Source organism: Streptomyces sp. SudanB25_2051, from assembly GCF_964272635.1.
Lineage (GTDB): Bacteria > Actinomycetota > Actinomycetes > Streptomycetales > Streptomycetaceae > Streptomyces.
The window spans coordinates 2,582,629-2,608,462 of sequence record NZ_OZ186787.1; the positions used below are offsets into that span (position 1 = coordinate 2,582,629).

Annotated in this window: 21 protein-coding genes; 10 read left to right on the top strand and 11 right to left on the bottom strand. The window is 73.8% G+C overall.

All coding sequences use genetic code 11. The annotated features are described in order from the left end of the window. The first annotated feature begins 2 nt into the window (after nt 1-2). From ACSUPT_RS11380 to ACSUPT_RS11400, 5 genes are all read left to right on the top strand, one after another. Entirely contained in the window at nt 3-980 is a 978-nt protein-coding gene (locus ACSUPT_RS11380) for a ribose-phosphate diphosphokinase (protein WP_023588263.1), read from the top strand. A gap of 300 nt (nt 981-1,280) precedes the next feature. Then, complete coding sequence (locus ACSUPT_RS11385) at nt 1,281-1,871, top strand: 50S ribosomal protein L25/general stress protein Ctc (protein ID WP_361664505.1); 591 nt, start codon at nt 1,281-1,283, stop codon at nt 1,869-1,871. A 148-nt stretch (nt 1,872-2,019) separates the two neighbouring features. Continuing rightward, nucleotides 2,020-2,616 carry an aminoacyl-tRNA hydrolase gene (gene pth / locus ACSUPT_RS11390; RefSeq protein ID WP_361655765.1) on the top strand — a complete coding sequence of 199 codons (597 nt, stop codon included), beginning with the start codon at nt 2,020-2,022 and terminating at the stop codon, nt 2,614-2,616. 55 nt (nt 2,617-2,671) lie between these two features. Continuing rightward, entirely contained in the window at nt 2,672-3,145 is a 474-nt protein-coding gene (locus ACSUPT_RS11395) for a hypothetical protein (RefSeq protein ID WP_361655762.1), read from the top strand. Nucleotides 3,146-3,362: 217 nt separating this feature from the next. Then, nucleotides 3,363-4,106 carry an LPXTG cell wall anchor domain-containing protein gene (locus tag ACSUPT_RS11400; protein ID WP_351968215.1) on the top strand — a complete coding sequence of 248 codons (744 nt, stop codon included), beginning with the start codon at nt 3,363-3,365 and terminating at the stop codon, nt 4,104-4,106. Between the two features lie 121 nt (nt 4,107-4,227). Here the strand turns inward: ACSUPT_RS11400 and ppc are convergent, their stop codons facing one another. Then, a complete protein-coding gene (gene ppc, locus ACSUPT_RS11405; protein WP_351968216.1) occupies nt 4,228-6,957 on the bottom strand; it encodes a phosphoenolpyruvate carboxylase in 2,730 nt (909 codons plus the stop codon). A gap of 442 nt (nt 6,958-7,399) precedes the next feature. Between ppc and ACSUPT_RS11410 the strand changes: the two genes are divergently transcribed. Further along, complete coding sequence (locus ACSUPT_RS11410; RefSeq protein ID WP_351968217.1) at nt 7,400-8,374, top strand: acyl-CoA desaturase; 975 nt, start codon at nt 7,400-7,402, stop codon at nt 8,372-8,374. Beyond that, complete coding sequence (locus tag ACSUPT_RS11415) at nt 8,371-9,045, top strand: TetR/AcrR family transcriptional regulator (protein WP_069818303.1); 675 nt, start codon at nt 8,371-8,373, stop codon at nt 9,043-9,045. Before ACSUPT_RS11410 ends, ACSUPT_RS11415 begins: the two co-directional genes overlap by 4 nt. Before the next feature lie 320 nt (nt 9,046-9,365). Here ACSUPT_RS11415 and ACSUPT_RS11420 read toward each other — a convergent pair whose 3' ends face one another. Beyond that, a complete protein-coding gene (locus tag ACSUPT_RS11420; protein WP_351968218.1) occupies nt 9,366-10,193 on the bottom strand; it encodes a trans-aconitate 2-methyltransferase in 828 nt (275 codons plus the stop codon). A 130-nt stretch (nt 10,194-10,323) separates the two neighbouring features. On the opposite strand from ACSUPT_RS11420, the gene ACSUPT_RS11425 reads away from it, so the two are divergent. Next, nucleotides 10,324-10,821: a MarR family winged helix-turn-helix transcriptional regulator gene (locus ACSUPT_RS11425; protein ID WP_351968219.1), complete on the top strand. Its 498-nt coding sequence runs from the start codon at nt 10,324-10,326 to the stop codon at nt 10,819-10,821. On the opposite strand, the gene ACSUPT_RS11430 is transcribed toward ACSUPT_RS11425, so the two are convergent. The 8 genes from ACSUPT_RS11430 to ACSUPT_RS11465 all read right to left on the bottom strand — a co-directional run bounded on the left by ACSUPT_RS11430 (nt 10,780) and on the right by ACSUPT_RS11465 (nt 22,354). Continuing rightward, nucleotides 10,780-11,559 (bottom strand): LuxR C-terminal-related transcriptional regulator, encoded by a 780-nt coding sequence (locus ACSUPT_RS11430; protein ID WP_436946201.1) that lies wholly within the window; start codon nt 11,557-11,559, stop codon nt 10,780-10,782. The two genes, ACSUPT_RS11425 and ACSUPT_RS11430, sit on opposite strands and share 42 nt — an antisense overlap. Before the next feature lie 309 nt (nt 11,560-11,868). After that, complete coding sequence (gene galK / locus ACSUPT_RS11435) at nt 11,869-13,062, bottom strand: galactokinase (protein WP_436944181.1); 1,194 nt, start codon at nt 13,060-13,062, stop codon at nt 11,869-11,871. After that, the gene (gene galE, locus ACSUPT_RS11440) at nt 13,059-14,033 is read right to left on the bottom strand and encodes a UDP-glucose 4-epimerase GalE (protein WP_403501293.1); all 975 of its coding nucleotides are present in this window, start codon (nt 14,031-14,033) and stop codon (nt 13,059-13,061) included. The genes galK and galE overlap by 4 nt, the downstream gene beginning before the upstream one ends. Further along, the gene (gene galT, locus ACSUPT_RS11445) at nt 14,030-15,079 is read right to left on the bottom strand and encodes a galactose-1-phosphate uridylyltransferase (protein ID WP_436944182.1); all 1,050 of its coding nucleotides are present in this window, start codon (nt 15,077-15,079) and stop codon (nt 14,030-14,032) included. The genes galE and galT overlap by 4 nt, the downstream gene beginning before the upstream one ends. 238 nt (nt 15,080-15,317) lie before the next feature. Beyond that, the gene (locus ACSUPT_RS11450; RefSeq protein WP_351968223.1) at nt 15,318-15,986 is read right to left on the bottom strand and encodes a helix-turn-helix transcriptional regulator; all 669 of its coding nucleotides are present in this window, start codon (nt 15,984-15,986) and stop codon (nt 15,318-15,320) included. A 260-nt stretch (nt 15,987-16,246) separates the two neighbouring features. After that, the gene (locus ACSUPT_RS11455; RefSeq protein WP_436944183.1) at nt 16,247-18,124 is read right to left on the bottom strand and encodes an outer membrane protein assembly factor BamB family protein; all 1,878 of its coding nucleotides are present in this window, start codon (nt 18,122-18,124) and stop codon (nt 16,247-16,249) included. Nucleotides 18,125-18,303: 179 nt separating this feature from the next. Further along, on the bottom strand, nt 18,304-20,259 hold the full coding sequence (locus ACSUPT_RS11460) for an outer membrane protein assembly factor BamB family protein (RefSeq protein WP_361655740.1): 1,956 nt from the start codon (nt 20,257-20,259) through the stop codon (nt 18,304-18,306). 268 nt (nt 20,260-20,527) lie between these two features. Then, nucleotides 20,528-22,354, bottom strand: a complete 1,827-nt coding sequence (locus ACSUPT_RS11465) for an ABC-F family ATP-binding cassette domain-containing protein (RefSeq protein ID WP_361655737.1) — start codon at nt 22,352-22,354, stop codon at nt 20,528-20,530. 114 nt (nt 22,355-22,468) lie between these two features. Here ACSUPT_RS11465 and ACSUPT_RS11470 point away from each other — a divergent pair, with 114 nt between their 5' ends. Both ACSUPT_RS11470 and ACSUPT_RS11475 read left to right on the top strand, forming a co-directional pair. Continuing rightward, entirely contained in the window at nt 22,469-23,161 is a 693-nt protein-coding gene (locus ACSUPT_RS11470) for a lipoprotein (RefSeq protein WP_436944184.1), read from the top strand. A 121-nt stretch (nt 23,162-23,282) separates the two neighbouring features. Beyond that, nucleotides 23,283-24,365 (top strand): hypothetical protein, encoded by a 1,083-nt coding sequence (locus tag ACSUPT_RS11475; protein ID WP_436944185.1) that lies wholly within the window; start codon nt 23,283-23,285, stop codon nt 24,363-24,365. A gap of 121 nt (nt 24,366-24,486) precedes the next feature. Here the strand turns inward: ACSUPT_RS11475 and ACSUPT_RS11480 are convergent, their stop codons facing one another. Then, the gene (locus ACSUPT_RS11480; protein ID WP_436944186.1) at nt 24,487-25,779 is read right to left on the bottom strand and encodes an acyltransferase family protein; all 1,293 of its coding nucleotides are present in this window, start codon (nt 25,777-25,779) and stop codon (nt 24,487-24,489) included. Nucleotides 25,780-25,834: the final 55 nt, after the last annotated feature.

Here is a 25,834-nt window from a genome sequence, read left to right on the forward strand (position 1 = left end):
CTGTGACCGGGATCAAGACGACCGGCGAGAAGAAGCTGATGCTCTTCTCCGGCCGCGCCCACCCCGAGCTGGCCGAGGAGGTCGCACATCAGCTGGGTGTCGCCCTGGTGCCGACGAAGGTCTTCGACTTCGCCAACGGTGAGATCTACGTCCGGTACCAGGAGTCGGCCCGCGGCGCGGACTGCTTCCTGATCCAGAGCCACACGGCTCCGATCAACAAGTGGATCATGGAGCAGCTGATCATGATCGACGCTCTGAAGCGGGCCTCCGCCGCGAGCATCACCGTGATCATCCCGTCCTACGGCTACGCCCGCCAGGACAAGAAGCACAAGGGCCGCGAGCCGATCTCGGCGCGCCTGGTCGCCGACCTGCTGAAGACCGCGGGCGCGGACCGCATCCTCACCGTGGACCTGCACACCGACCAGATCCAGGGCTTCTTCGACGGCCCGGTCGACCACCTCACCGCCCTGCCGGTCCTCGCGGACTACGTGGGCGCGAAGGTCGACCGCTCCAAGCTGACGGTCGTCTCCCCGGACGCCGGCCGCGTACGGGTCGCCGACCGCTGGTGCGACCGGCTGGACGCCCCGCTGGCCATCGTCCACAAGCGCCGCGACAAGGACGTCGCCAACCAGGTGACCGTCCACGAGGTCGTCGGCGAGGTCGAGGGCCGGGTGTGCGTCCTGGTCGACGACATGATCGACACGGGCGGCACCATCTGCGCCGCCGCCGAGGCGCTGTTCGCGCACGGCGCCGAGGACGTCATCGTCACCGCGACGCACGGCATCCTCTCCGGGCCGGCCGCCGACCGTCTGAAGAACTCCAAGGTCAGCGAGTTCGTCCTGACGAACACCCTGCCGACGCCGGGCGAGCTGGAGCTCGACAAGATCACGGTGCTGTCCATCGCGCCGACGATCGCCCGCGCCGTGCACGAGGTCTTCGAGGACGGCTCGGTCACCAGCCTCTTCGAGGAGCAGCAGTAGCCGGCGCCCCGCCCCGCTGACCGGTGAAGGCCGCCTCCCCGCGCGGGAGGCGGCCTTCCGCGTGCCCTGCCCGGCGCTGTCCGGGGGAGCGTCCCGTGCGTGCCCGGCGCGGGGGCGGCGGTGATCGATTGGGTGGCGCGGGGGGTGCCGAGTAGACTGTCGGAGTTGCTCGGCGAGGGAGGCCGTGGTCCACGCGACCGCGGCGGTCCGTTATCGACGCGCTCTTCGTAGCAGGCCCAGTCCAGTCGTGGCCGAGTGACCGCGACCAGATATCCGCCCCACGCATACGAGGAGTGCGCCATGTCCGAGGTGAAGCTCACCGCCGAGACCCGCAACGAGTTCGGCAAGGGTGCCGCCCGCCGCATCCGCCGCGAGAACAAGGTTCCCGGCGTCCTGTACGGCCACGGCTCCGACCCGGTCCACCTGACCCTGCCGGGCCACGACCTGATGATGGCGCTCAAGACGCCGAACGTCCTGCTCTCCCTGGACCTGGACGGCAAGACCGAGCTGGCCATCCCGAAGGCCGTGCAGCGCGACCCGCTGAAGGGCTTCCTGGAGCACGTCGACCTGCTCCTCGTGAAGCGCGGCGAGAAGGTCACCGTCGAGGTCCCGGTCCACACCGAGGGCGACCTGGCCCCGGGCGGCAACCTGCTCGAGCACGTGCTGAACGCCCTGCCCGTCGAGGCCGAGGCCACCCACATCCCGGAGACCGTCTCCGTCTCCATCGAGGGCCTGGAGGCCGGCGCCTCCATCCTCGCCAAGGACATCACCCTCCCGAACGGCGTCACCCTCGCCGTCGACGAGGACGCCGTCGTCCTGCAGGTCCTGGCCGCCCAGGCCGAGGAGCCGGCCGCCGAGGGCGCCGAGGGCGAAGAGTCCGCCGAGGCCTGAGCACCGACCGCGGCCCCGGCCGCGCTCTGACGCCGGTGCCGGCGCCCGCGGCTCCCCGGAGCCGCGGGCGCCGGCCCACTGTCGTCGTGGGGGGTGCGCCGAGCACCCCCCACACCCCTTTTCCGGAGCTTCCAGGAGGAAGACGCAGATGACGACGGACGCCAGCGCACCCTGGCTGATCGCGGGTCTCGGCAACCCGGGCCCCGACTACGCCGGGAACCGGCACAATGTCGGCTTCATGGTGGTCGACCTCCTCGCCGAGCGGATCGGCGGCTCCTTCAAACGGCACGGCAAGGCGCAGGCGCAGGTCGTGGAGGGGCGGATCGGGCCGCCCGGACCGGCCGGACGGCGCGTCGTGCTCGCCAAGCCCATGTCGTACATGAACCTCTCCGGCGGGCCCGTCACCGCGCTGCGGGACTTCTACAAGGTGCCCACCGCCCACATCGTCGCCGTCCACGACGAGTTGGACATCGACTACGGCGTGCTGCGCCTCAAGCTGGGCGGCGGCGACAACGGCCACAACGGCCTCAAGTCGATGACCAAGGCCATGGGCCCCGACTACCACCGGCTGCGGTTCGGCATCGGCCGCCCGCCCGGCCGGATGCCCGTCGCGGACTTCGTCCTCAAGGACTTCTCCTCCGCCGAACGCAAGGAACTGGCCTACTTCGTGGACCGCGCGGCCGACGCCGTCGAGGCGCTCGTCACCGAGGGCCTTGAGCGGGCCCAGTCCGCGTACAACTCCTGACGAACCGGCCACCGGGATTGACCGGGCGCCGTCCGATGGCCAAGGATCGCGCCCCATGAGCCCGAAGAAGCGGACTTCCCTGCTCCCCTACGCCCGGGTCACCGCCATGGCGCTGGTCGCCCTGGTGCTGGTGGCCGCGGGCGTACGGGCCTCCTGGGGTACCGCGCAGCATGTGCTGCTCTCCAAGGGCCGCGAGCACGGCACGATGACGGTCACCGGGTGCGGCGACGAGGTGTGCACCGGCCGGTTCGTGCCCGAGGGGGCCGCGGGCCCGCCCCGTACGGACATGACCATCGCCCGGTCCGTCGCCGTCGAGAAGGACGGCCGGTACGAGGTCGTCGTGAAGCCCGACACCACCGAGACCGTGCGCACCGGCTGGGCCGGCGGGCTGCACGCGTGGCTGCCGCTGGGCGGCGCGCTGCTGCTGGCCGCCCTGGTGATCGGCGGCGGGCTGCGCTGGACCCGCATCGCCTGGGGGACCGGGGTGGCGGGCGGGGCGCTGCTGGTGGCATCGTTCCTGGCGCTCTGACGGGGCGTCCGGCGGCGGATTCCGCCGGGTTGTTGCGGAACTCGTACGGACTTCCGTACAACCAAACCAGATTTGGCGAAATCTTTGCCTCCGGTGCGGGGAACGAGCGGGACATACCCGCCCGGACACCCTCTCATCACCCTTGACTGGTGTGCGAGGTCACAGGAAGCTGAGCCGCCCCCCACGGCCTTCAGTCACCTCTCACGTTGGACTGCCCATGCGCACCCTTTCCACGACCACCGGCGCTCTGGTGGCGGCCGCGGCCTGCGGCCTCCTGCTCGCTCCCGCCGCCCACGCCGCCAACGGCGACAACGGCACCGTCAAGATCCACGATGCGAAGACCGGCGAGGAGCTCAAGCACAACGAGCCCAAGGTCTGCGAGTTCTACCTCGACGCGTTCAAGTTCGACGCCGCCCAGAAGGTCACCTGGGAGATCCAGGCGTGGGCGAAGAACGACGCCGACAAGGGCACGACCGTCAAGGAGGGCACGATCACCCTTGACGCCCAGGGCCACGGCCGCACCGAGGACATGACGCTGCCCGACGGGCAGTACAAGCTCTTCTGGAACTGGGAGGGCGAGAACGGCAAGGCGAAGCACAAGGTCTTCAAGACCGACTGCCCCGACACGACCCCGGCCCCGTCCGGCACCCCGAGCGAGAACCCGTCGGGCACGCCGTCGGAGAACCCGTCCGGCACCCCGTCCGAGAACCCCTCGGGCACCCCGTCGGAGAACCCGTCGGGCACCCCGTCCGCGACGCCGGGCACGCCCGCGCCGTCCGAGACGACGCCGGGCGGCACCGCGCCGTCCGCCGCGCCGTCCGCCTCCGAGGGCGCCACGACCGGTGACCTCGCCGAGACCGGCAGCAGCGCCCCCGTGGGCGCCCTCGCCGCCGCTGCCGCCCTGCTCGTCGGTGGCGGCGCCTTCCTGGTGCTGCGCCGCCGCAAGGCCCAGCAGCACTGACCCGCGCCCCGCGGACGTGAGCCGCGCCGTGCCGGCGTGAGCCGCGCACGGCGCGTGTGACAGGGACGGGCCCCCGCCGGATCGCTCCGGCGGGGGCCCGTCCCGTCTGCCCGGCCGCGGGTCAGCCGGTGTTGCGCAGACCCGCCGCCACACCGTTGACGGTCAGCAGCAGGGCGCGGGCGAGCAGCGGGTCGGCGGGCTCGCCGGCGTCCGCCGCGTCGCGCTGCCGCTTCAGCAGGGCGACCTGGAGGTAGGAGATCGGGTCCAGGTAGGCGTCGCGGATCTGGAACGTCTGCTTCAGCGCGGGCTGCGCGTCCAGCAGCTCCCGCTCGCCGGTGACCCGCAGCACCTGCTCCACGGTGAGGGCGTGCTCGGCCTCGATGGTGGCGAAGACGTGCTTCAGCGGCTCGGGGACGAGCGTGTCGACGTAGTGGCGGGCGATCCGCAGGTCCGTCTTGGCGAGGGTCATCTCGACGTTCGACAGGAAGTTGCGGAAGAAGTGCCACTTCTCGTACATCTCCGCGAGGACGTCGTCCAGGCCCGCGTCGCGCAGCGCCTTCAGGCCGGAGCCGACGCCGAACCAGCCCGGCACGATCTGCCGCGACTGGGTCCAGCCGAACACCCACGGGATGGCCCGCAGCCCGTCGAGCCCGGCGCCCGAGTCGGGGCGGCGGGACGGGCGGGAGCCCAGGTGCAGCTCCGCGAGCTGGTCGACGGGGGTGGAGGCGAAGAAGTACGCCGGGAGGTCCGGGTCCTCGACGAGCGCCCGGTACGCCGTGTGGGCGGCCTCCGAGACGGTGTCCATCGCCGCGTCCCAGCGGGCCAGGGCCTCCTGCGGCTGGCGCGGCCCGGTGTGCAGGGCGGACGCCTGGAGCGTCGCGGCGACGGTCAGCTCCAGGTTCTCCCTGGCCAGCGACGGGATCAGGTACTTGTCGGAGATGACCTCGCCCTGCTCGGTGACCTTGATCTCGCCCTCCAGGGTGCCCCAGGGCTGGGCGAGGATCGCGTCGTGCGAGGGGCCGCCGCCCCGGCCGACGGTGCCGCCCCGGCCGTGGAACAGCCGCAGCCGGACGCCGTAGCGGTGGGCGACGTCGCGCAGCCTGCGCTGGGCGCGGTGGATCTCCCACTGGGAGGTGGTGATGCCGCCGAACTTGGAGGAGTCGGAGTAGCCGAGCATGACCTCCTGCACGTCGCCGCGGAGCGAGACGAGCCGCCGGTAGGAGGGGTCGGCGAGCATGTCGTTGAGGATGACGTCGGCGGCGCGCAGCTCGTCGGTCGTCTCCAGCAGCGGCACGATGCCGATCTTCGCCCAGCCGCCGTGCAGGTCGATCAGCCCGGCCTCGCGGGCGAGGACGGCGGCGGCGAACACGTCGTCGGCGCCCTGGCACATCGAGATGATGTACGACTCGATGACCTCGGGACCGAACCGTTCGAACGCCGCCTTCACCGTGTGGAACACGCCGAGGGTCTTCTGCCCGGCCGCGTCGAGCGGCGCCGGCGTCGGGGCGAGCGGGCGGCGCGAGCGCAGCTCCTTGGCGAGCAGCTTCTGCCGGTACTCGCGGGGCATGTCCGCGTACCGCCACGACTCCTCGCCCAGGCGGTCGAACAGCTGGCCGAGCGCGTGGTGGTGGGCGTCGGCGTGCTCGCGTACGTCCATCGTGGCGAGCTGGAGGCCGAACGCGGCGAGCGTGCGGATCGTGCGGTCCAGGTGGCCGTCGGCGAGGAGGCCGCCCCGGTGCTCGCGCAGCGAGGTCTGGATGAGCGTGAGGTCCTGCAGCAGCTCGGCGGTGCCCAGGTAGTCGCGGCCCTCCTGGTGCGGGGTGCCCTGGGCGAGGCGCTCGCGGGTGTTGACGAGCTTCTGCCGGACGCAGGTGGCCTTGAGCCGGTACGGCTCCTCGGCGTTGAGCCGCTTGTAGCGGGGGCTGATCTCGGGCAGGCGGTCCAGGTCCCGCTGGAGGGAGTCCAGCAGCTCCTGGGTGGCGCCGGCGTACCGGATGGAGTTCGACAGCAGGCCGCGCAGCTCGTCGATCATCTCGATGGCGTCGGTGAGGCCGTGCTCGTGCTGGAGGATCAGCACCTCCCAGGTGACGGCGGGCGTCACATTGGGGTTGCCGTCGCGGTCGCCGCCGATCCAGGTGCCGAAGGTCAGCGGGCGGGTGCCGGGCGGCAACTCGTAGCCGACCCGCTCCAGCTCGGCGGCCAGGTCCTCCAGGACGTCGCCGACCGCGCCCGCGTGCAGCTCGTCCAGGTAGTAGATGGCGTTGCGGGCCTCGTCGGCCGGCTCGGGGCGGACGACGCGCAGCTCGTCGGTCTGCCAGATGAGGTCGATGTTCTCGGCGAGCCGCAGATCGTGGCGGCGGCGGTCGGCGTCGGTGACCGGCTCGTCGAGGAGGGCGGCGATCCGGCGCAGCTTGTTCAGCACGGAGCGGCGCGCGGCCTCGGTGGGGTGGGCGGTGAAGACGGGACGGACGTTGAGGTTCCGCACAGTCTCGCGGACGTGGTCCGGGTCGCCGTCCTTCAGCATGTCCGCCGTACGGGCGAGCAGGCCGCCCTCGGCGGCGCGGCGGGCGCGCATCTCGCGGCCGCGGTGGACCTGCTCGGTGACGTTCGCCAGGTGGAAGTAGGTGGAGAAGGCGCGGACCAGCCGTGCGGCGGTCTCCAGGTCGGTGTCGCCGAGCAGCTCGGCGGCGGCCTCTCCGTCCTCGCGGGTGAGGCGGCGGACCTTCTCGACGAGTTCGAGGAGCTCGGGCCCCTCCTGCCGTACGAGCGTCTCGCCCAGCAGGTCACCCAGTCGGCGGATGTCGGCGCGCAGCTCGGCGCTTGCGGAAGGGGTCTGGTCGGCACTGCTCACAGGTGCGGCTCCTTGCAGTGATGAGCACGTCTGGAGGGGGTACTGCTGAGGTGTCCCCGGGGAATGCCCCTTCGCGCTACCGGCCGGTTGGCGCGAGGCGATCCCAGCGGGACGCTGCGGACCGCGCTGTCCGACGGAACCCAGGATAGGTCGCCGTCCGGGCCACGCCGCTCGCAGCCCTCTTGCCGCGGGCGTGCGCGCTGCCATACTTACGACTCCGTAGGTTACGGCACCGTAGCCATTCGGCGGCGTACGTCCCGTTCCGTTCCCCACCCGGTTCGCCCCGGAAGTCCCCCGTTCCCCCCACCCCACCGCTCCCACGTACGCGAGCGGGCCGAGGCATGCGAGGTACCCGTCGCACGTGTCGGCATCCGGCGCGCCCGGGGTACCCGAGCCACATGTCAGATCCGAGAACCATCCGTCTCCCCCATGGAGGACGCCCATGACCATGAGCCCCGAAGTGCTCGACCACAGCACGCAAGCGCAGGAACCGCCCTCCGCCACGCTCGGCGGCGACAGCAAGCGGTCCATCGAGCAGATCACCCTGCTCCTCTTCATCATCGTGCCGTTCCTCGCCCTGGTCGCGGCCGTGCCGCTGGCCTGGGGCTGGGGGGTGAGCTGGCTCGATCTGGGGCTGCTCACGGCGATGTACTTCATCGGCTGCCACGGCATCACCATCGGCTTCCACCGGTACTTCACCCACGGCTCGTTCAAGGCGAAACGCCCGCTGCGGATCGCCCTGGCGATCATGGGGTCGCTGGCGGTGGAGGGTCCGCTGGTGCGCTGGGTGGCCGACCACCGCAAGCACCACAAGTTCTCCGACGCGGAGGGCGACCCGCACTCGCCGTGGCGGTTCGGGGAGACGGTCCCCGCGCTGATGAAGGGCCTGTGGTGGGCGCACATCGGCTGGATGTTCGACGAGGAGCAGACCCCGCAGCACAAGTACGCCCCGGACCTGATCAAGGACCCCGCCCTGCGGCGGATCTCGCGCCAGTTCGTGCTGTGGACGATCGTGTCCCTGGCGATCCCGCCGCTGGTGGGCGGCCTGGTGACGATGTCGTGGTGGGGCGCCTTCACGGCCTTCTTCTGGGGCTCGCTGGTCCGGGTGGCGCTGCTGCACCACGTGACCTGGTCGATCAACTCGATCTGCCACGCGGTCGGCAAGCGCCCCTTCAAGTCGCGTGACCGCTCGGGCAACGTGTGGTGGCTGGCGGTCCTGTCGTGCGGCGAGTCCTGGCACAACCTGCACCACGCGGACCCGACGAGCGCCCGGCACGGCGTGATGCGCGGGCAGATCGACTCCAGCGCGCGGCTGATCCGCTGGTTCGAGAAGCTGGGCTGGGCGTACGACGTGCGCTGGCCCACCGAGGCCCGCATCGAAGCCCGCCGCCAGACGCGTTCCACGAACGCGGCATGATGGACGGCGTGGCGATCGACGGCAGTGGTACCAGCAGCGACAAGCCCCGGCGCGGCCGCCGGGTCCGGATGACCGGCGCCGAACGGCGCCAGCAGCTGCTCGACATCGGCCGGACGCTGTTCGCCGAACGCGGCTTCGAGGGCACGTCGGTGGAGGAGATCGCGGCGAAGGCCGGGGTGTCCAAGCCGGTCGTGTACGAGCACTTCGGCGGCAAGGAGGGGCTGTACGCGGTGGTCGTGGACCGCGAGATGCGCCAGCTCCTCGACATGGTGACCGGCGCGCTCACGGCGGGGCATCCGCGTGAGCTGCTGGAGCAGGCGGCGTTCGCGCTGCTGGACTACATCGAGACGTACACGGACGGTTTCCGCATCCTGGTGCGGGACTCGCCGGTGGCGCAGTCCACGGGCACGTTCGCGTCGCTGATCTCGGACATCGCCACGCAGGTGGAGGACATCCTGGGCCTGGAGTTCAAGGCCCGGGGCTTCGACCCCAAGCTGGCCCCGCTGTACGCGCAGGCGCTGGTGGGGATGGTCGCCCTGACGGGGCAGTGGTGGCTGGACGCGCGCAAGCCGAAGAAGGCGGAGGTGGCGGCGCATCTGGTGAACCTCGCGTGGCACGGGCTGGATGGGCTGGAGCAGAAGCCCCGCCTCATAGGCCACCGCAAATCCTGACCCCCCGCGGGCCCACCCCCAGGCCCCCCGCCCCTGTGGGGCCGCGCCCCCTGTAGCCCCCTGCCCCTCGCACGACCACCGTGCCTGGGGGCCACGCCCGCTGCCGTTGTGGGCATGCGTTCCTCCCCCAAGGACTCCGTCCAGGGGGGGACCCCCGGGGCGGAACGACTGCCCACAACGAGGCGGGACGCCGACCCGCAGCGGGCCCGGCCGAGCCGCAGGGGGTCTGGGCCGGGAGGCCCAGGAGGGGGGCGGGCCCCGGTAGAGGCCCAGAGCCCCGGCCCTGGAGGGCCAGGGGGGCCCTGGAGGGCCAGGGGGTCTCAGTACTCCTTGCGGGCGACCGCGAAGACGCGGCGGTACGGGTACACCGTGCCGTGCGGGCCCGGCGGGTACGCCTTGCGGAGCAGGTCGCGGTACTGGGACAGGAACTCCGCGACCGCCTCCGCGTCCTCCCCCAGCTCCGTCAGCACCGGCCGCAGCGCCGTGCCCTTGGTCCAGTCGAGGATCGGGTCCTCGCCCTGGAGGAGCTGGGCGTAGACGGTCTCCCACACGTCGGCCGCGCAGCCGAGGTCGGCCAGCCGTTCCAGGTACCGCGTCGGCTCCAGTATGTGGACGTACCGGCGGCCGTGGTCGCCGAGCCGGTCGCGCCAGCGCGGGGACTCGCACAGCTCGGCGAGCAGGGCGTGGCTGGGGGAGGTGAAGTTGGCCGGGACCTGGAAGGCGAGCGTGCCGCCCGGCACGATCCCGTCCAGCCAGCGGGCGAACGATTCGGCGTGCCCCGGCACCCACTGGAGCGCCGCGTTGGAGACGATCAGGTCGTACGGCTCGTCCGGGACCCATGCGGCCGCGTCGGCGCGGCGGAATTCGAGCCGTCCGCCGCCCGGTGTGGGGCCCGCGTGGTCCCGCTCGGCCTGGTCGAGCATCTCGCGCGACAGGTCGAAGCCGGTGATGTGGGCGTCGGGCCAGCGGTCCGCGAGCAGCGCGGTGACATTGCCGGGGCCGCAGCCGATGTCGGCGATGCGGGCGGGCCGGCCCTCCTTCGCGGCGGGCAGCTCGGGGATCCTGGCCAGCAGATCGTAGAACGGCCGTGCGCGGTGGCCGGAGTGGCGCAAATACTGCTGCGGGTCCCAGATCGGTACGGATCGCATGGTCGATTCCCCTTGCTGGTGCGATTGATCTCAGCGGAACGTTGCTCCGGTCGGGGCCCCCTCAATCGTACGAAGCGAATTTCTTGACATCAAGAGACTTCACATCGACAGATCGCCTACACTGATCGCCATGGAGGACGAGGTCGACCGTCTGGTCGCTGCATGGCGCCGCGAGCGCCCGGACCTCGACGTGGAGCCGCTCGAGGTGCTGAGCCGGGTGTCCCGGCTGGCCCGCCATCTGGACCGGGCCCGCCGCCTCGCCTTCTCCGAGCACCAGCTGGAGCCGTGGGAGTTCGACGTCCTCACGTCGCTGCGCCGCGCCGGCGCGCCCTACCAGCTCTCCCCCGGCCAGCTCCTCACGCAGACGCTCGTCACGTCCGGCACGATGACCAACCGCATCGACCGGCTCGCGAAGAAGGGCCTCGTGGAGCGGCTGCCCGACCCGACCGACCGGCGCGGTGTCCTGGTGCGCCTCACCGACGAGGGGCGGGACCGCGCCGACCAGGCACTCGCCGGGCTGCTCGACCAGGAGCGGGCCATCCTGGCCCAGCTGTCCCGCGCGCAGCGCGCCGACCTGGCCGCACTGCTACGCCAGCTGACCGCCCCGTTCGACAACGTCCCCGGCTGACTCGGCGGGGCCGACCCCGGCCCGGCGCGCCAGCGCGACCGCCGCGAGCGTGGAGTGCACGCCGAGCTTGCCCAGCACGTTCTGCATGTGCGTACGGACCGTGTGGGGCGACAGGAAGAGGCGCTCGGCGACCGCCTTGCGGCCGAGGCCCGCGACCATGCAGCGCAGCACCTCCCGCTCGCGCGGCGTCAGGGACGCCACCAGGCGCTCGCTGTCCGTGCGGTGCTTGCGGGCGGCCGTCAGCTCCCGCAGCACGCCCGTGAGCAGCGCGGGCGCGAGGTGGGTCTCGTCGCGCAGGACGCCCCGGATGACGCCGAGGAGCCGCTGGAGGGAGCAGTCCTTGGCGACCCAGCCGTTGGCCCCGGCCTGGAGGGCGAGGGCGGCGCGGCGCGGGTCGTCCTTCTCGGCGAGCACCACGATCCGCACGGCGGGCTGGGCCTCGCGCACCCCGGCGACCAGGGAGATGCCGTCCACGATCCCGTCGGCGGCGCCGCCCTCGGGGACGACGCGGGCGACGGCCTGCCCGGGGATCTGGCCCGCGGCGACGCCCAGGTCGGCGTCGACGAGCAGGACGTCGAACCTGCGGCCCTCGGCGGCCGCCCGGTCGAGGCAGCGCAGCGCGGCGGGACCGCTGCCGGCCGCGGTGACGTCCACGTCGGGCTCGGCCGCCAGCGCCGCGGCGAGCGACTCGGCGAAGATGCGGTGGTCGTCCACCACCAGGACCCGGATGCGGACCATGGACACCCCCATGCGTCGAGGAAGCGGGCCGGCGCGGACACGGCGCCCGGAGCCGGTGCCCTCATCCGGACGCACGGCCGCCGCCGTGCCATGAGTGCTACCCGAGCCCCGTGCGCCGTACCCGACTGCTCTCGCCCCCTGATCGGCATCGGCCCCCACCGATGCTGTGCATCAGCGTACGGGCGTGGGTGCGGAGGGGAAGCAGATTTGCAGAACTGACCGACCAGCGTGTTTCCCGTGTGTCGACTGTGGCGTTACGGGGCGGAAATCGACTGTTTCCGGTCCGGTCGGCGTCGGTTCGCGCCCGGTTCAGATCAAACGGCGCGCGCCGGGCGACGGTACGGCGGGGAAGACCCGCGGCGCCCCGTACCCGGCATCGGCGAACGCGTCCGCCACCGCGGAGGCGACGGCGTCCACCGTGTCCGCCCCCGTCAGGACGACCGCCGATCCGCCGAAGCCGCCGCCCGTCATCCGTGCCCCGAGCGCCCCGGCGGCGAGGGCCGCCGACACGACGAGGTCCAGCTCGGGGCAGGACACCCGCAGGTCGTCGCGGAGGGAGGCGTGCCCCTCCGTCAGGACGGCGCCCACCGCCCGTACGTCCCCCGCGTCGAGCAGCTCCGCCGTCCGCCCGACGCGCCGGTTGTCGGACACCACATGGCGCACGTAGCCGCGCACCACCGGGTCGGCCAGCCGCCCCAGCGCCTCCGGGAGCGCCTCGTACGGGATCTCGCGCAGGCTCTCCACGCCGAGCGCCCGCGCGCCCGCCTCGCACCCGGCGCGCCGCTCGGCGTACGCGCCGTCCCCGAGCGCGTGCCGTACGCCGGTGTCCACGACGAGCAGGGCCAGTCCGTGCGCGGACGGGTCGAACGGGACCCGGCGGTACGTCAGGTCGCGGGTGTCCAGGTGCAGCAGGCTCCCCGCCGCGCAGCAGGCGGACGCCATCTGGTCCATGACGCCGCAGGGCACGCCGACGAACACGTTCTCGGCGCGCCGGGCGAGGACGGCCAGCGCGGGCCCGGTCAGCCCGAGTCCGTACAGGTCGTTCAGGGCCAGGGCGGTGGCGACCTCCAGCGCGGCGGAGGAGGAGAGCCCGGCGCCCGCCGGCACGGTGGAGGTCAGGTGCAGGTCGGCGCCGCCCCCGACCGGGTGGCCGGCCTCGCGCAGCGCCCAGACGACGCCCGCCGGGTACGCCGCCCAGCCCGGCACGGCACCGGGCCGCAGCGCGGCCACGTCGAGCCGGACGACCCCCTGACGGCCCCCGCCCGCCTCGCGCGCCTGCGCCGAGTGGAGCACCAGCCGGCCGTCCGCGCGGCGGGCCGCGGCGGCGACCACCGTGTGCGGCAGGGCCAGCGGCATCACGTACCCGTCGTTGACGTCCGTGTACTCGCCGATGAGGTTCACCCGGCCGGGCGCCGCCCAGACGCCGCCCGGCGCCCTGCCGTACAGCTCCCGGAACCGCGCGGCGGCCTCGTCCGCCCCGGTCGGCACCTCCGTCGCGGTCACCGCCCGGTCCCTTCCTCCGCCTCGCGCCGCCGGGCGAACTCCCAGGCGTCACGCACGATGTCGGCCAGGTCCGTGCGCGAGGGCCGCCAGCCGAGCCGCTCCCGCGCGTAGGCCGCCGACGCGACGAGGACGGCCGGGTCGCCGGGGCGGCGCGCGGCGGTGACCTCGGGCACCGGATGGCCGGTGACCTTGCGGACCGTCTCCACCACCTCGCGCACGGAGAAGCCGTTGCCGTTGCCGAGGTTGCACACCAGGTGCTCGCCGGGGGTGACCGCGTCCAGGGCGAGGAGGTGCGCCTCGGCGAGGTCGGCGACGTGGATGTAGTCGCGCACGCACGTGCCGTCCGGGGTCGGGTAGTCGTCCCCGTAGACGGAGACCGACTCCCGCCGTCCCAGGGCGACTTGGAGGACGAGCGGGATGAGGTGCGACTCCGGGTCGTGGCGCTCGCCCCGCCCGCCGTACGCGCCCGCGACGTTGAAGTACCGCAGGGAAGCGGCGGCCAGGCCGTGGGCGGCCGCCTCGCCGCCGATCATGTGGTCGACGGCCAGCTTCGTGGCGCCGTACGGGCTGGTGGGGGCCGTCGGGTCGGTCTCCGTGACGGGGGTGGAGACCGGCTCTCCGTACGTGGCGGCGGTGGACGAGAACACGAGGCGGCGCACCCCGGCCGAGCGCATCGCGGCGAGCAGCGCCATCGTGCCGCCGACGTTGTTCTCCCAGTACTTCTCCGGCCGCGCGACGGACTCCCCGACCTGCGAGAACGCCGCGAAGTGCAGCACCCCGTCGTAGGAGGGGTCGAGGTGGCGTGCGGCGTCCTGGACGCGGCCCTCGACGAAGGCGGCGCCGGCCGGGACGCCCTCGCGGAAGCCGGTCGACAGGTCGTCCAGGACCGTCACCTCGTGGCCGGCCTCCAGCAGGTGCGCGGCGACGACCCCGCCGATGTAGCCCGCTCCGCCCGTAACCAGGTACTTCATGATGCGCTCGCTACCTCTCGCAGTCGCCGGGCCGCGGCCTCCGGCGGGACGTCGTTGACGAACACGCTCATGCCCGATTCGGAGCCCGCGAGGAACTTCAGCTTGCCGGATGTACGGCGGATGGTGAAAAGCTCGAGATGCAGGGCGAACGCGTCGCGCCGCGGGTCGCTCAGCGGCGCCTGGTGCCAGGCCGCGATGTACGGCGTGGGCGGCCGGCCGTCGCCGAAGATCCGGTCGAAGCGCCGCAGCAGTTCCAGGTACACCCCCGGGAGTTCCGCGCGGGCCGCGTCGTCCAGCGCCCGCAGGTCGGGGACGCGGCGGCGGGGGTAGAGGTGCACCTCGTACGGCCAGTGGGCGGCGTACGGGACGAAGGCGGTCCAGTGGCGGGCGTCCAGGACCACGCGCGCCCCGTCGGCGCGCTCCCGCCGGACGAGGTCGTCGAAGAGGTTGCCGCCGCCGGTGCGGGCCGCGTACTCCTCCTGGGAGCGCAGCATCAGCGCCGTGCGGGGCGTGGTGAACGGGTAGGCGTAGATCTGGCCGTGCGGGTGGCCGAGGGTCACGCCGATCTCGGCGCCCCGGTTCTCGAAGCAGAACACCTGCTCCACGCCGGGCAGCGCGGCCAGTTCGGCGGTGCGGTCGGTCCACGCCTCCAGGACGAGCGCGGCCCGCTCCTCGGTGAGGTCGGCGAACGAGGCGTCGTGGTCGGGGGTGAAGCAGACCACCTCGCAGCGGCCGGCGTCCCCGGCGAGCGAGGGGAAGCGGTTCTCGAAGACCACCACGTCGTAGTCGCTGTCGGGGATCTCGGTGGCGCGGCCCTCGCGCGAGGGGCACAGCGGGCAGGCGTCGGGCGGGGGCAGGTGGGTGCGGCCCTGCCGGTGGGAGGCGACGGCGACGCGGTCGCCGAGGAGGGCGTCCTCGCGGATCTCGACGGTGGTGGCGACCGGCTGGAGGGGGCGCCGGTCGACCGCGTCGCGCACCACGTCGTCGCGGGAGTCGTAGTACACCAGCTCACGCCCGTCGGCGAGCCGGGTGGACGTCTTCTTCACGGCGGGCGCTCTCCTCGCTCCAGCTCCGGATCAAACAGAACCACACACAAGGAACCAGAACCAAACATCGACGTCAATGAGCGGAGGTTCGGGAGGGTTGGGGCGCCGGCGGCCCGCTTGGGGGGCGGACCGAGGGTCTCTCAGGGACGACTCCCCGCGCCGCTCGTGGAGTTGAGGGGGCGCGCGGGTGGGGATCCCCCCTGTTCGAGCGAAGCCGGGCCCGGGGGAGGAACGAGCCTCAGGAATCAGTCGCGCGGTCGAGGAGGCCGGTGCGGGCGGCGAGGGCGGCGGCCTCCAGGCGGGAGCCGACGCCGAGCTTCATCAGGACGCGCTGCACATGGGTGCGGGCCGTGCTGGGGGCGATGCCCATGCCGGCGGCGATGAGGCGGGTGTCCTCGCCCTCGGCGACCCGCACCAGCACCTCCACCTCGCGGGGCGTCAGCATCCGCAGCAGCCGCCGGCCCTCGTCGTCGGGCGTGGCCGCCGGGTTGAGCAGTTCGGTGAACGCGCCCTGGAGGAGCTGCGGGGCGACGGCGGCCTCCCCGGCGCGGGCCTTCATGATGGCCCGCTCGACGCCCTCGATGCGCTCGTCGTGCCGTACGTACCCGGAGGCGCCGGCCGCGAAGGCCGCCGCGATGCCGCGCGGGCTCGGCACGGGTCCGAGGACCACCACCGCGACCTGCGGGCGGTCCTGCTTGATGCGTACGACGGGGTCGAAGGCGCCCGGCTCCGCGGGGGTCGCCGTACCGAGGAGGCACACCTCGGGGGCGCGGCTCACCACCAGCTCGGCCGCGCCCGCGGCGGGCGCGGCGGCGGCCAGCACGCGGTGGCCGCGCAGCTTCAGGGCCGAGGCGAGCGCCTCGGCGAGCAGGCGGTGGTCGTCGACCACCATCAGGCGCACGCCCATTCGAGTACCAACCCCCAACCCCCTGGTGCGGCCCCCCGGCCGTCCATGACCCGGCAAGCTACACGCTTGTTCGACGTTGTGCGCCCCCTACCGGCCAGGAGCCCCCCACAATGTCGAATTCTTCGCCGGTCAGGGCTACTTGGGGTGCGGCGGGCTGACGGAGGACGCCTCGTCGGCGCCGGTGGAGGACGGCGGTCCGGGAAAGGACCGCGGCCCGGTCCGTCCGGGGGGACGGGCCGGGCCGCGGGGGGCGCACGGGGTCACTCGGTGGTGAACACCAGCGCGAGGTAGCGGGTGTCCTTGATGACCGTCGACGGCTTCGAGATGAAGTAGTCGGACAGGTACAGCCGCCCGTCGCGGTAGAGGATCGCCTCGCGGCCGACGAGGCTGCTCTCGGCGGTGTTGATCGTCCGGTCCACCGGGGTCTTCAGCAGGACGGTCTCCTGGAAGGAGGCGCCGTCGACGCTGACGACCTGACCGCCGATCTCGTAGGCGGGCGACTTGTACGCGATCAGGTTGCCGCCGTCCATGCGGACCGGGACGATCTCGCGGTGCTTGCCGGACTCCAGCTTCTGGCCGGTCAGCTGCCCGGTGGTCAGGTCGAAGGCGACGATCTCGTTGACCCGGGTGGCGCTGTCGCCGGAGCCTTCGTGCTGCTCGGTCGGCAGGTAGAGGCGGTTGTTGCCCACGACGAGGTTCTCGCACTTCTCCACGTCGGTGGAGTTGCACTCGGCCGCGTACCGGTCGGCGTCGGCGGCGATCTTCGCCTTCAGCTTGCCGGTCTTCTCGTCGATGGAGAAGAAGTCGGAGATGCCCGAGCCGTCGCCCGCGGTGTCGCCGACGTCGGCCGCCACGACCAGCGGCTTCGTCGAGACGATGGCCGCGTACTCGACGCCGGTCGGCATCGTGAACGAGGAGAGCGGCGCGCCGGTGGCGGGGTTGAGGTTCTGGATGGTCACGGTCGGGTTGTCGAGGTCGCCGCACTTGCGGGCCGCGACCAGGCCCTCGCCGCCGCCGTAGCCCATGTCGCGGCAGTTCTCGGCGTTCTCCTGGGGCCGCCACAGCTCCTTGCCGGTGGCCAGGTCCCAGGCCGCGCCGCCGTAGGTGCCGCCGGCGGCGACGGTGCCGGCGCCGATGGTCACCTCTTCCCAGTTGAGCTTGCGGTCGCCGCGGGTGGCACCCGCGATGGACTTCGTCCACAGCATCTTGCCGGCGTCCAGGTCGAGCACGCCGACCTCGGAGCAGCCGGGGTACTTGTTCTGCGGTGTCGGCTTGGACGCCTGGAACACCACGGCGGTCTTGTTGTCCTTCACGTGCCGGCTGGCGGCGCAGAGCTCGCCGGGCAGCGGCACGGTCCACAGCTTGGTGCCCTTGGCCGCCTCGTAGCCGTTGATCTCGTTGACGCCGGACTTGACGTAGGTCTTGTCGGTCAGCCACGAGCCGGTGGCGGTCACCGTGTCGGCGACGACGGGCGCCGGGATGGAGAAGGCGACCTTGGCCTGGGTGTTGGCGGGGGCCTTCTCCTTGCCGGAGCCGCCCGGGGCCTTGGCCCCGCCGCCACCGCCGCCGCCCGCGCCGCCGCCGGTGCCGCCGGTGGCGGTGGTGTCGGCCGGGGCGTCGTCCTTGGTGGTGGCGTAGACGACGCCGCCGACGACGATGAGGGCCACGGCGACGGCCGCCGAGATGATGATCTTCATCTGGGCGGACATCCTGCCGCGCCCGCCCGGGGCGCCGGGCATGCCGGGCTGCGGGGCCGCCTGGTGCATGGGCGCGGTCGGGTAGCCGTACGCGGGCGGCTGGCCGGGCACGGGCTGGCCGGGCATGCCGGGCGGCGGCTGCACGGGCGGCTGGCCCGGGTAGCCGTACGCCGGGGTCGCCGGCTGGCCGGGCGGCGGTACCGGGCCCTGCGGGGCGGGCGGGCCCTGCGGGGCGGGCGGGCCCTGGGGGGCCTGCGGGTAGCCGTACGCCGGGGCGCCGCCCTGCGGCGGCGGGGTGGGCGCGCCGAAGCCGCCCGGGGGCGGGTCCTGGGGCGCGCCGAAGCCGCCGGGGGGCGGGTCCTGCGGGGCGCCGAAGCCCCCGTGCGGGGGCTGCTGCGGCGGGCCCGGGGGCTGCTGGGGCGGCTGGGGCGGTTGCGTCATCGGTGCGTACCTCTGCGGTCACTCAGGGGGGAAGTCGTGGATGCGGCCGTGCGGGGCGCCCCCGCGCGGGCCGTGCGGGGGCGTCGCGGCGCCGGGCCGTGCGGGCCGCTCGCGGCGGGCGGCCCGGACGCGGTGCGCGCCCCGGCCGGCGCGGGGCCGGCCGGGGCGCGGACGGCGCGCTACTTGCCGAAGGCGATCATGGTCTTGGTCTCCAGCTCGGCCTTGTCGTTCTGGGCGCTGACCCGGCCGCTGGCGATGAGGAACCGGCCGTCGGCGTACAGGTACCGGGGCTGCCAGAAGTCCCGCTCGATGCGGGCGACGGACGCCGGGTGCTGGAGCAGCACGGTCGGCTGCCCGCCGGTCGGGGCGAGGGCGGCGACGGCGCCGCCGCGGTCCCAGGAGCCCTCGATGTAGACGAGGAGCCTGCCGCCGTCGAGGCGCAGCGGGAGCATCGTCTTCTCCGCGCCGGCCGTGGCGCGCCACTTGGGCTTGCCGGTGTTCAGGTCGAACGCGACGACGTGGTTGGTGCCGCGCGTCAGGCTGGTCGGCTCGGTCGACATGTAGAAGGTGTTCGCGTCGGCCGCGACGCCGGTGCAGCCCTGGAGGCGCTGGCCGAAGACGATGAGGCCGCCACCGCCGCAGTTCGCGCGGAACTTGTCGCTGCCGCCCGACAGCTGGGAGCGCATCCTGCCCGCGTCGGTGAGGGCGAGGACGGTGCGCTGCTTCTTCTCCTCGTGGACGGCGTTCACGACGAGGGGGCTGACCGAGTAGACCTTGTCGACCTCCCAGCCGCGCGCCAGCTGGTACTTCCACTTGGGCTTGCCGGTGGCCGGGTCGACCTCCCAGACCTCCTGCTGCGGGTTCTTGTAGTCGGAGACCCGGCAACTGGCGGCGGCGATCAGGCGGTTGCCCTCGCCGGCGAAGGCGTAGGGCTGGCAGCCGTCGGAGGGCTTGCCGAAGATCTGCTTGCCGTCGGTGAGGGAGAACCCGTAGGAGTTGCCCGTGCCGGCGGCCGCGACGGTGTTGCCCGCGATGGCGAGCGTCGGGTCGGACAGCGAGCTGAACCCGGTGGCCTTGGGCACCTCGGTCTTCCAGCCCGCCTTGCCGGTCTTCAGGTCGACCTGCTGCAGGACGCGGCAGTCGGCGCGGTCGCCGGTGCCGTCCTTGAGGCCGATGACGATGACGCCGTTCGCGGTGGGCGCGTTCGCCGCCTCGCACACGTCCGTGGTGAAGGGGACGCTCCACTTCTTCTTGCCGTCGGCGGTGGAGTAGCCCTCGATGCTCCGGTACATGGCCTTGACGACGGTGTCGCCGACGACCCACGGGCCGTACACGTTGGCGCCGTTGCGCGGGAGGTCGACGTCGTTCTTGAGGAGCCACTCGACCTTGGCCTCGCCGGGCTGGCGGCCCGCGTTGAGGTCGTCGTCGCCCTCGCGGCCGCCGCCGGTGCCGTCGCCCTTGTCGACCGACTCGGACGGGGTCGGCTCGGCCGGGGAGCCGGACGGCTGGGCGACGGGCGTCTTCTCCTGCCCGCCGTCGCCGCTGACCGCCCACCAGGTGACGCCGCCTGCGACGAGGATGGCCGCCATGGCGCCCGCGGCGACCATGAGGGTCTTCTTCTTCGACGCGTCGCCCCCGGGCGTGCCCGGGCCGGTGGCGCCGGGGTACTGGGGCTGGGTGGGGTAGCCCCCGTACGGGTTCGGCTGCTGCGCGTAGGGGCCGGGCTGGCCGTACGGGCCGGGCTGCTGCGCGTACGGGCCGGGCTGGCCGTACGGGCCGGGCTGCTGCGCGTACGGGCCGGGCTGGCCGGGCTGCTGGCCGGGGGCCTGCGGGTAGCCGTAGCCGGGCGCCGGCGGCTGGCCGGGGGCCTGGCCGGGCGTCTGCGGGAAGCCGTACCCGGCCGCGGGCTGCGCGGGGGCCGTCGGCGGCTGCGCGGGCGGCTGCGGCGGCTGGGCCGGCGGCGGCGCGTCGGACTTCGCGAACGGGGCCGGCGGCTGCGCGGGCGCGGCGGGCGGCTCGGCCGGGGGCGCCGGCGGCTGGGCGGGCGGGGCCGAGGGCGGCTGGGGAACCCCGTTCGGGTCCTGCGGAGACCCGGAGCCTCCCTGCGGCGGTTGCTGGCTGGGCGGCTGAGTCATCAGCGCTTCCCCCTTCGTGCGATCCGCTGACCGACCGGCCTCCCCCGCGATTCCGACGCGAGGCTCGTCGTCGGAATGGAGCGATTCGGACAGGGATGTCGCACTGGTACGTGAGTCGAGCGGGGTTTCTTTCTACCACCCGCCCCGCGCGCGCGAAGGGGCCGGACCTTCCCTTGTTCCCAAGGGAGGACCGGCCCGTGATGGCCCCGTTACCGGCTCTCCACGCCTTCTCTACGCGGCGTCGAAGGGGCTGGAGCGCCCCTTTCCGTCACGCCTCTTCGGCCAGTTCCAGCCAGCGCGTCTCCAAGTCCTCGCGCTCATTGGCCAGTTCCCGGAGCTCCGCGTCCAGTTTCGCCACCTTCTCGAAATCCGTGGCGTTTTCCGCGATCTGCGCGTGAAGGGTGGATTCGCGGCTGGAGATCTTGTCGAGCTGCCGCTCGATCCGCTGCAGTTCCTTCTTCGCGGCGCGGGCGTCCGCCGCGGACGCGGTCTTCGCCGCCTTCGCCGCCGCGGCCGGGGCGGCGGCCGAGCCGGCGGACGACGCCGCGGACGCCGCCTCCACCATCCGCTCGCGCCGCTCCAGGTACTCGTCGATGCCGCGCGGCAGCATCCGCAGCGTCGCGTCGCCGAGCAGCGCGAACGTCCGGTCCGTGGTGCGCTCCAGGAAGAACCGGTCGTGGGAGATGACGATCATCGAGCCGGGCCAGCCGTCGAGGAGGTCCTCCAGCTGCGTCAGCGTCTCGATGTCCAGGTCGTTGGTCGGCTCATCGAGGAAGAGGACGTTCGGCTCGTCCATCAGCAGCCGCAGCAGCTGGAGGCGGCGCCGCTCACCGCCGGAGAGGTCCCCGACGGGCGTCCACTGCTTCTCCTTGGTGAAGCCGAACTTCTCGCACAGCTGCCCCGCCGTCATCTCCCGGCCCTTGCCGAGGTCGACGCGGTCCCTGATCTGCTGCACGGCCTCCAGCACGCGCAGCGTCGGCGGCAGCTCCGCGACGTCCTGGGACAGGTAGGCGAGGCGCACGGTCCGGCCGACGACGATCCGCCCGGCCGCGGGCTGCTTCTCGCCCTGCGACACGGCGGCCTCCGCGAGCGCCCGCAGCAGCGAGGTCTTGCCCGCGCCGTTCACGCCGACGAGGCCGACCCGGTCGCCCGGCCCGAGCTGCCACGTCAGGTGCTTCAGCAGCACCTTCGGCCCGGCCTGGACGGTCACGTCCTCCACGTCGAAGACGGTCTTGCCGAGCCGGGCCGACGCGAACCGCATCAGCTCGCTCGTGTCGCGCGGCGGCGGGACGTCCGCGATCAGCTCGTTGGCGGCCTCGATGCGGTAGCGGGGCTTGGAGGTGCGGGCCGGGGCGCCGCGCCGCAGCCACGCCAGCTCCTTGCGGACCAGGTTCTGCCGCTTGGTCTCCTCCGTGGCGGCGATCCGCTCCCGCTCGGCGCGCGCGAAGACGTAGTCGGAGTAGCCGCCCTCGTACTCGTGGACCGTGCCGCGCTGGACGTCCCACATGCGGGTGCACACCTGGTCGAGGAACCAGCGGTCGTGGGTGACGCAGACGAGCGCCGAGCGGCGGGCCTGGAGGTGCCGGGCCAGCCAGGCGATGCCCTCGACGTCCAGGTGGTTGGTCGGCTCGTCCAGGACGATCAGGTCCTGCTCGGCGATCAGCAGCTTGGCCAGCGCGATGCGCCGCCGCTCGCCGCCGGACAGCGGGCCGATCACCGTGTCCAGGCCTTGCGGGAAACCGGGCAGGTCGAGGCCGCCGAACAGGCCGGTGAGCACATCGCGGATCTTGGCGCTGCCCGCCCACTCGTGGTCCGCGAGGTCGCCGATCACCTCGTGGCGCACGGTCGCGGCCGGGTCGAGCGAGTCGTGCTGGGTGAGCACGCCCAGGCGCAGTCCGCCGCTGTGGGTGACGCGGCCGCTGTCGGCCTCCTCCAGCCTGGCGAGGACGCGGATCAGCGTGGTCTTGCCGTCGCCGTTCCGTCCCACGACACCGATCCGGTCGCCTTCGGACACGCCGAGGGACACCCCGTCGAGCAGGGCACGGGTGCCGTACACCTTGCTGACGGCCTCGACATTGACCAGGTTCGCGGCCATTTCACTCCTGCGGGGTGGCGGGACGGATCGACCTTCCAGGGTAGTGGGCGCCGGGGGGTGCCCGGCCGGCCGTGCGGTAGCGTGCGGCGATCGTCAAGGGGAGGGGCTGGATCGATGGCACGGGGCACGGGCAGCGGAGCGCTCGCGGGCACGGCGGCGGCGCTGGCGGCCGCGGCGCTGCTGGCGGGATGCGCGTCGGGCACGGAGCCGGCCGGCGCGGAGGGCGGCACGCCGGCGCGGCCGGCCGCCGAGCGGACCGCGCCCTCCGCCCCCGCTTCCCCCTCCCCGGCCGCCGCGGCGCGGGGCGCGACGGTGGGCGCGGCCGGGTCGTCCTGCCCGCTGCCGGTGACCTTCGACACGGCCGCCGACTGGGAGCCCAAGCGGATCAAGCCGATCACCGACCCGGACCTGAGGGAGCTGGCGGAGCAGGGCCCCCTGACCCTGGTGTGTGAGATCGACGCCAAGCCGGCCGGGCACCTCGGCTTCCTCAACGTGTGGACCGACGACGCGAAGGGCACGACGCCGCGCGCCGCTCTGGAGTCCTTCGTCGCCGCCGACGACTCGCCCGCGTCGGCCGTCTATCGTGACGTCCGGCTGGGCCGGGGCGGCACGCTCGCGGGGACCGAGGTGACCTACCTCGTCACCAGCGCGCTCCTGGACGAGCAGAAGAAGGCCCGCGCCCTGGCCGTGGCGACCCCGCGCGGCCCGCTCGTCCTGGAGCTCGGCGGCATGGACACCGACGAGCACGAGTCGATGCTGCCCGCGTACGAACTGGCGAAGGCGACCCTGGCCGTCACGGCGGGCTGAGGCCCCGGCCGGCCGTACGCCCCGGAGGACCGGAGCCGCGAAAACCGGAGAACGGAAGAAACCGGAGGACGTCGTACCGCGTGTCCGTGTCCGTACGACGTCCCACTGCGAGAGGTACGACATGAGCGAGGACAGCACGAACCAGGCCACCCGGGTGCCCCGGCGCCGAAGGGCACGGCTCGCGGCCGTCGCTTCGGCGGCGGTCGTCGCCGTGGCCGGCGGGGCGTTCTGGCTGTCCGGCGGGTACGAGGCGTGGAGCGGCGACGGCACCGCGCTGGCCGGCGCCTGCGAGGGCGACCTCGCGGCGGACCGCGTACGGGCGCTGCTGCCGGACGCCGCGCTGACCGCGTCGAGCGAGCTGCGGCAGGACGGCTGGTACTGCTCCGTGTCGGCGTCCGGCGGGGCGGGCGGCGACGGCGCGCGGATCGAGATACAGGTGCGCGACGCCAAGGAGCCGCTCGACCCGGGCGCCCCCGTCGACCCGGGCGAGAACGCCGTCCCGCTGGGCGGCGGCTGGACCGGCACCTTCTCGTACGGCCCCGACGACGCGGCGGGCGCCGCGCGCGGCCGGGCGGTGCTGCTGCTGGACTGCGGCGACCAGTCCGGTGACGGGCTGCTCGCGGTGGCGGACGCGCGGCTGGCGGGCGGGCGCGGCTTCAAGGACGGCGCGGCGCGGACCCGGCTGGTCTCCGCCCTGGCGGACACGGCGACGGCGCACGCCCGGCGCAACGGCTGCGACACGGGCGACCAGGCGCGCAAGGCGGTGGGCGACGTGCCCGCGCCCGCCGTGGACGCGCGCCGGCCGCTGGCGAAGGCGGCCGGGACCTGCCGGGGCGTCGTGGACGCGGCGACCGCGCGGCGGTGGGGCGCGGGAACGGTCGCCGAGACGGCGACGGACCCGGCACCGGTGGAGCGGTGCGTACTGGGCAGCGGCCTGGGCACGCCGCTGTACACGTTCAAGGCGTCGTACGGCCCGTACGGCGAGGCGGCCCTGGAGGGCGGGGCGCTCCCGGCGAACGGGGAGGCGGACTCGCCGAAGGGCCACTACCGGCTGACGGCGAAGTGCCCGGGGGCCGACGGGACGGGCGTGTACGAGATCGTCCCGGACGACGGCCTGGCCCTGGACCACGCGTCGCTGCGCACGGCCCTGAAGGCCTTCGCGAACACCTCCGCCACCCTCCACACCTGCCACCCGCCGGCCTAGGGCCCGTCTTTCGGATCTTCCCGGGGCCGCGGGGCCCGTCCCGGCACGGCCCCGGGGCACGTCCCGGCACGGTCACCGGCCCGGTACGGCCGCCCGCCCCCCGGTCCGGCGCCGGGCGCGGTCAGCGGCGCAGCTCGACCAGGAGCCAGCCGGCCAGGACGAGGCCCAGGGCCTGGGGCGCCGTGACCGGGACGGCGATCAGCGTCGCCGTGCGGCCGGTCAGGAGCCCGCCGTAGCCGGTCATCGACAGGCCCAGGACGCCCAGGAGGCTCAGGGTGACGCCCGCCGCCGCCAGGGGCGCGGAGCCTCCGGGGCGGGGGCGGGCCACGGGGCGTTCGGCCCACCGGAAGGCGAGGACCAGCAGGGCGGTCACCGCCGCCGCGAGGGCCACCCGCGCGGGCAGCCACGCCCACCAGGCCGGTGACGCCGGGGCCGGGAGGCGGACGTCCAGCGCCAGCAGCGCGCCGTACACGCCGAGCATCGCCGTCAGGTGCCACAGGAACGCCGTCATGGCGACGCCGTTCGCCGCGACGACCGCCCGCCACACCCGCGCGCGGGCCGCCAGCCGGGTGCCCGGCCCGCGCAGCAGCTCCACCGCGCCCACCAGCCACACGCCGTGGCACAGCAGCGCCAGCGTGGGCGGCGCCATGTTCGACACCTTCTCGCCCGGCATCCCCACCATGGACAGCGGGTACGGGCCCGCCGCCACCAGCGCGACCGCCCCCGCCAGGCCCGCGCCCGCCAGGAGGACGGGAGCGCCCAGGCGGCCGTCCGCCCGGAGGAAGCCCAGCTGGTGCACGGCCAGCCACACGAACGCGAAGTTCAGGAACTCCACGTACGGCACGTCCAGCGCGAAGCGCAGCACGTCCACCGCCGCCGCGCCGCCCGCCAGCGCGGCGAACGCGCCCCAGCCCCACCGCCGGTGCAGCCGCAGCAGCGGCGGCGTGAACGCGACCATCGCCAGGTAGATACCGATGAACCACAGCGGCTGCGTCACCAGCCGCAGCGCCGTGCCCGTCAGGCCGTCGCCGCCGCCCGCGAGCTGGACGGCCAGCGCGAGGACGACCCACACGGCGGCGAAGAGCGCGGTAGGCCGCAGCAGCCGCCGCACCCGGCCGCGCACGAAGCCCGCGTACGCGGGGTTCGACCGGTACGACAGGGCGTGCGCGAAGCCGCCGACGAAGAAGAACACCGGCATCACCTGGAGCGCCCAGGTGGCGGCCTGCAGCGCGGGGACGACGGCGAGGAGGTTGCCGACCGCGCCGTCGGCGGTGACGGCGGCCATCATCCAGTGCCCGAGGACGACCACCGCCAGGGACGCGACCCGCAGCAGGTCGATGTAACGGTCCCTGTCGGCGGGCGTGTTGGCGGCGAGTTCCCGGGCGGTGAGCCCCGGACGGGTGTGTGTCGGCATGCCGGCCAGAGTCGCCGCCGCGCGGCCCGGCCGGGAGAGTACGGCTACTCAGTGC

Bases quoted from the DNA above. Each gene is read 5' to 3' on its own strand.
- ACSUPT_RS11385 (WP_361664505.1), top strand. From the start codon at position 1,281: ATGTCCGAGGTGAAGCTCACCGCCGAGACCCGCAACGAGTTCGGCAAG.
- pth (WP_361655765.1), top strand. From the start codon at position 2,020: ATGACGACGGACGCCAGCGCACCCTGGCTGATCGCGGGTCTCGGCAAC.
- ACSUPT_RS11395 (WP_361655762.1), top strand. From the start codon at position 2,672: ATGAGCCCGAAGAAGCGGACTTCCCTGCTCCCCTACGCCCGGGTCACC.
- ACSUPT_RS11400 (WP_351968215.1), top strand. From the start codon at position 3,363: ATGCGCACCCTTTCCACGACCACCGGCGCTCTGGTGGCGGCCGCGGCC.
- ACSUPT_RS11410 (WP_351968217.1), top strand. From the start codon at position 7,400: ATGACCATGAGCCCCGAAGTGCTCGACCACAGCACGCAAGCGCAGGAA.
- ACSUPT_RS11415 (WP_069818303.1), top strand. From the start codon at position 8,371: ATGATGGACGGCGTGGCGATCGACGGCAGTGGTACCAGCAGCGACAAG.
- ACSUPT_RS11420 (WP_351968218.1), bottom strand. From the start codon at position 10,193: ATGCGATCCGTACCGATCTGGGACCCGCAGCAGTATTTGCGCCACTCC.
- ACSUPT_RS11425 (WP_351968219.1), top strand. From the start codon at position 10,324: ATGGAGGACGAGGTCGACCGTCTGGTCGCTGCATGGCGCCGCGAGCGC.
- ACSUPT_RS11430 (WP_436946201.1), bottom strand. From the start codon at position 11,559: ATGGTCCGCATCCGGGTCCTGGTGGTGGACGACCACCGCATCTTCGCC.
- galE (WP_403501293.1), bottom strand. From the start codon at position 14,033: ATGAAGTACCTGGTTACGGGCGGAGCGGGCTACATCGGCGGGGTCGTC.
- ACSUPT_RS11450 (WP_351968223.1), bottom strand. From the start codon at position 15,986: ATGGGCGTGCGCCTGATGGTGGTCGACGACCACCGCCTGCTCGCCGAG.
- ACSUPT_RS11455 (WP_436944183.1), bottom strand. From the start codon at position 18,124: ATGACGCAACCGCCCCAGCCGCCCCAGCAGCCCCCGGGCCCGCCGCAG.
- ACSUPT_RS11460 (WP_361655740.1), bottom strand. From the start codon at position 20,259: ATGACTCAGCCGCCCAGCCAGCAACCGCCGCAGGGAGGCTCCGGGTCT.
- ACSUPT_RS11465 (WP_361655737.1), bottom strand. From the start codon at position 22,354: ATGGCCGCGAACCTGGTCAATGTCGAGGCCGTCAGCAAGGTGTACGGC.
- ACSUPT_RS11470 (WP_436944184.1), top strand. From the start codon at position 22,469: ATGGCACGGGGCACGGGCAGCGGAGCGCTCGCGGGCACGGCGGCGGCG.
- ACSUPT_RS11475 (WP_436944185.1), top strand. From the start codon at position 23,283: ATGAGCGAGGACAGCACGAACCAGGCCACCCGGGTGCCCCGGCGCCGA.
- ACSUPT_RS11480 (WP_436944186.1), bottom strand. From the start codon at position 25,779: ATGCCGACACACACCCGTCCGGGGCTCACCGCCCGGGAACTCGCCGCC.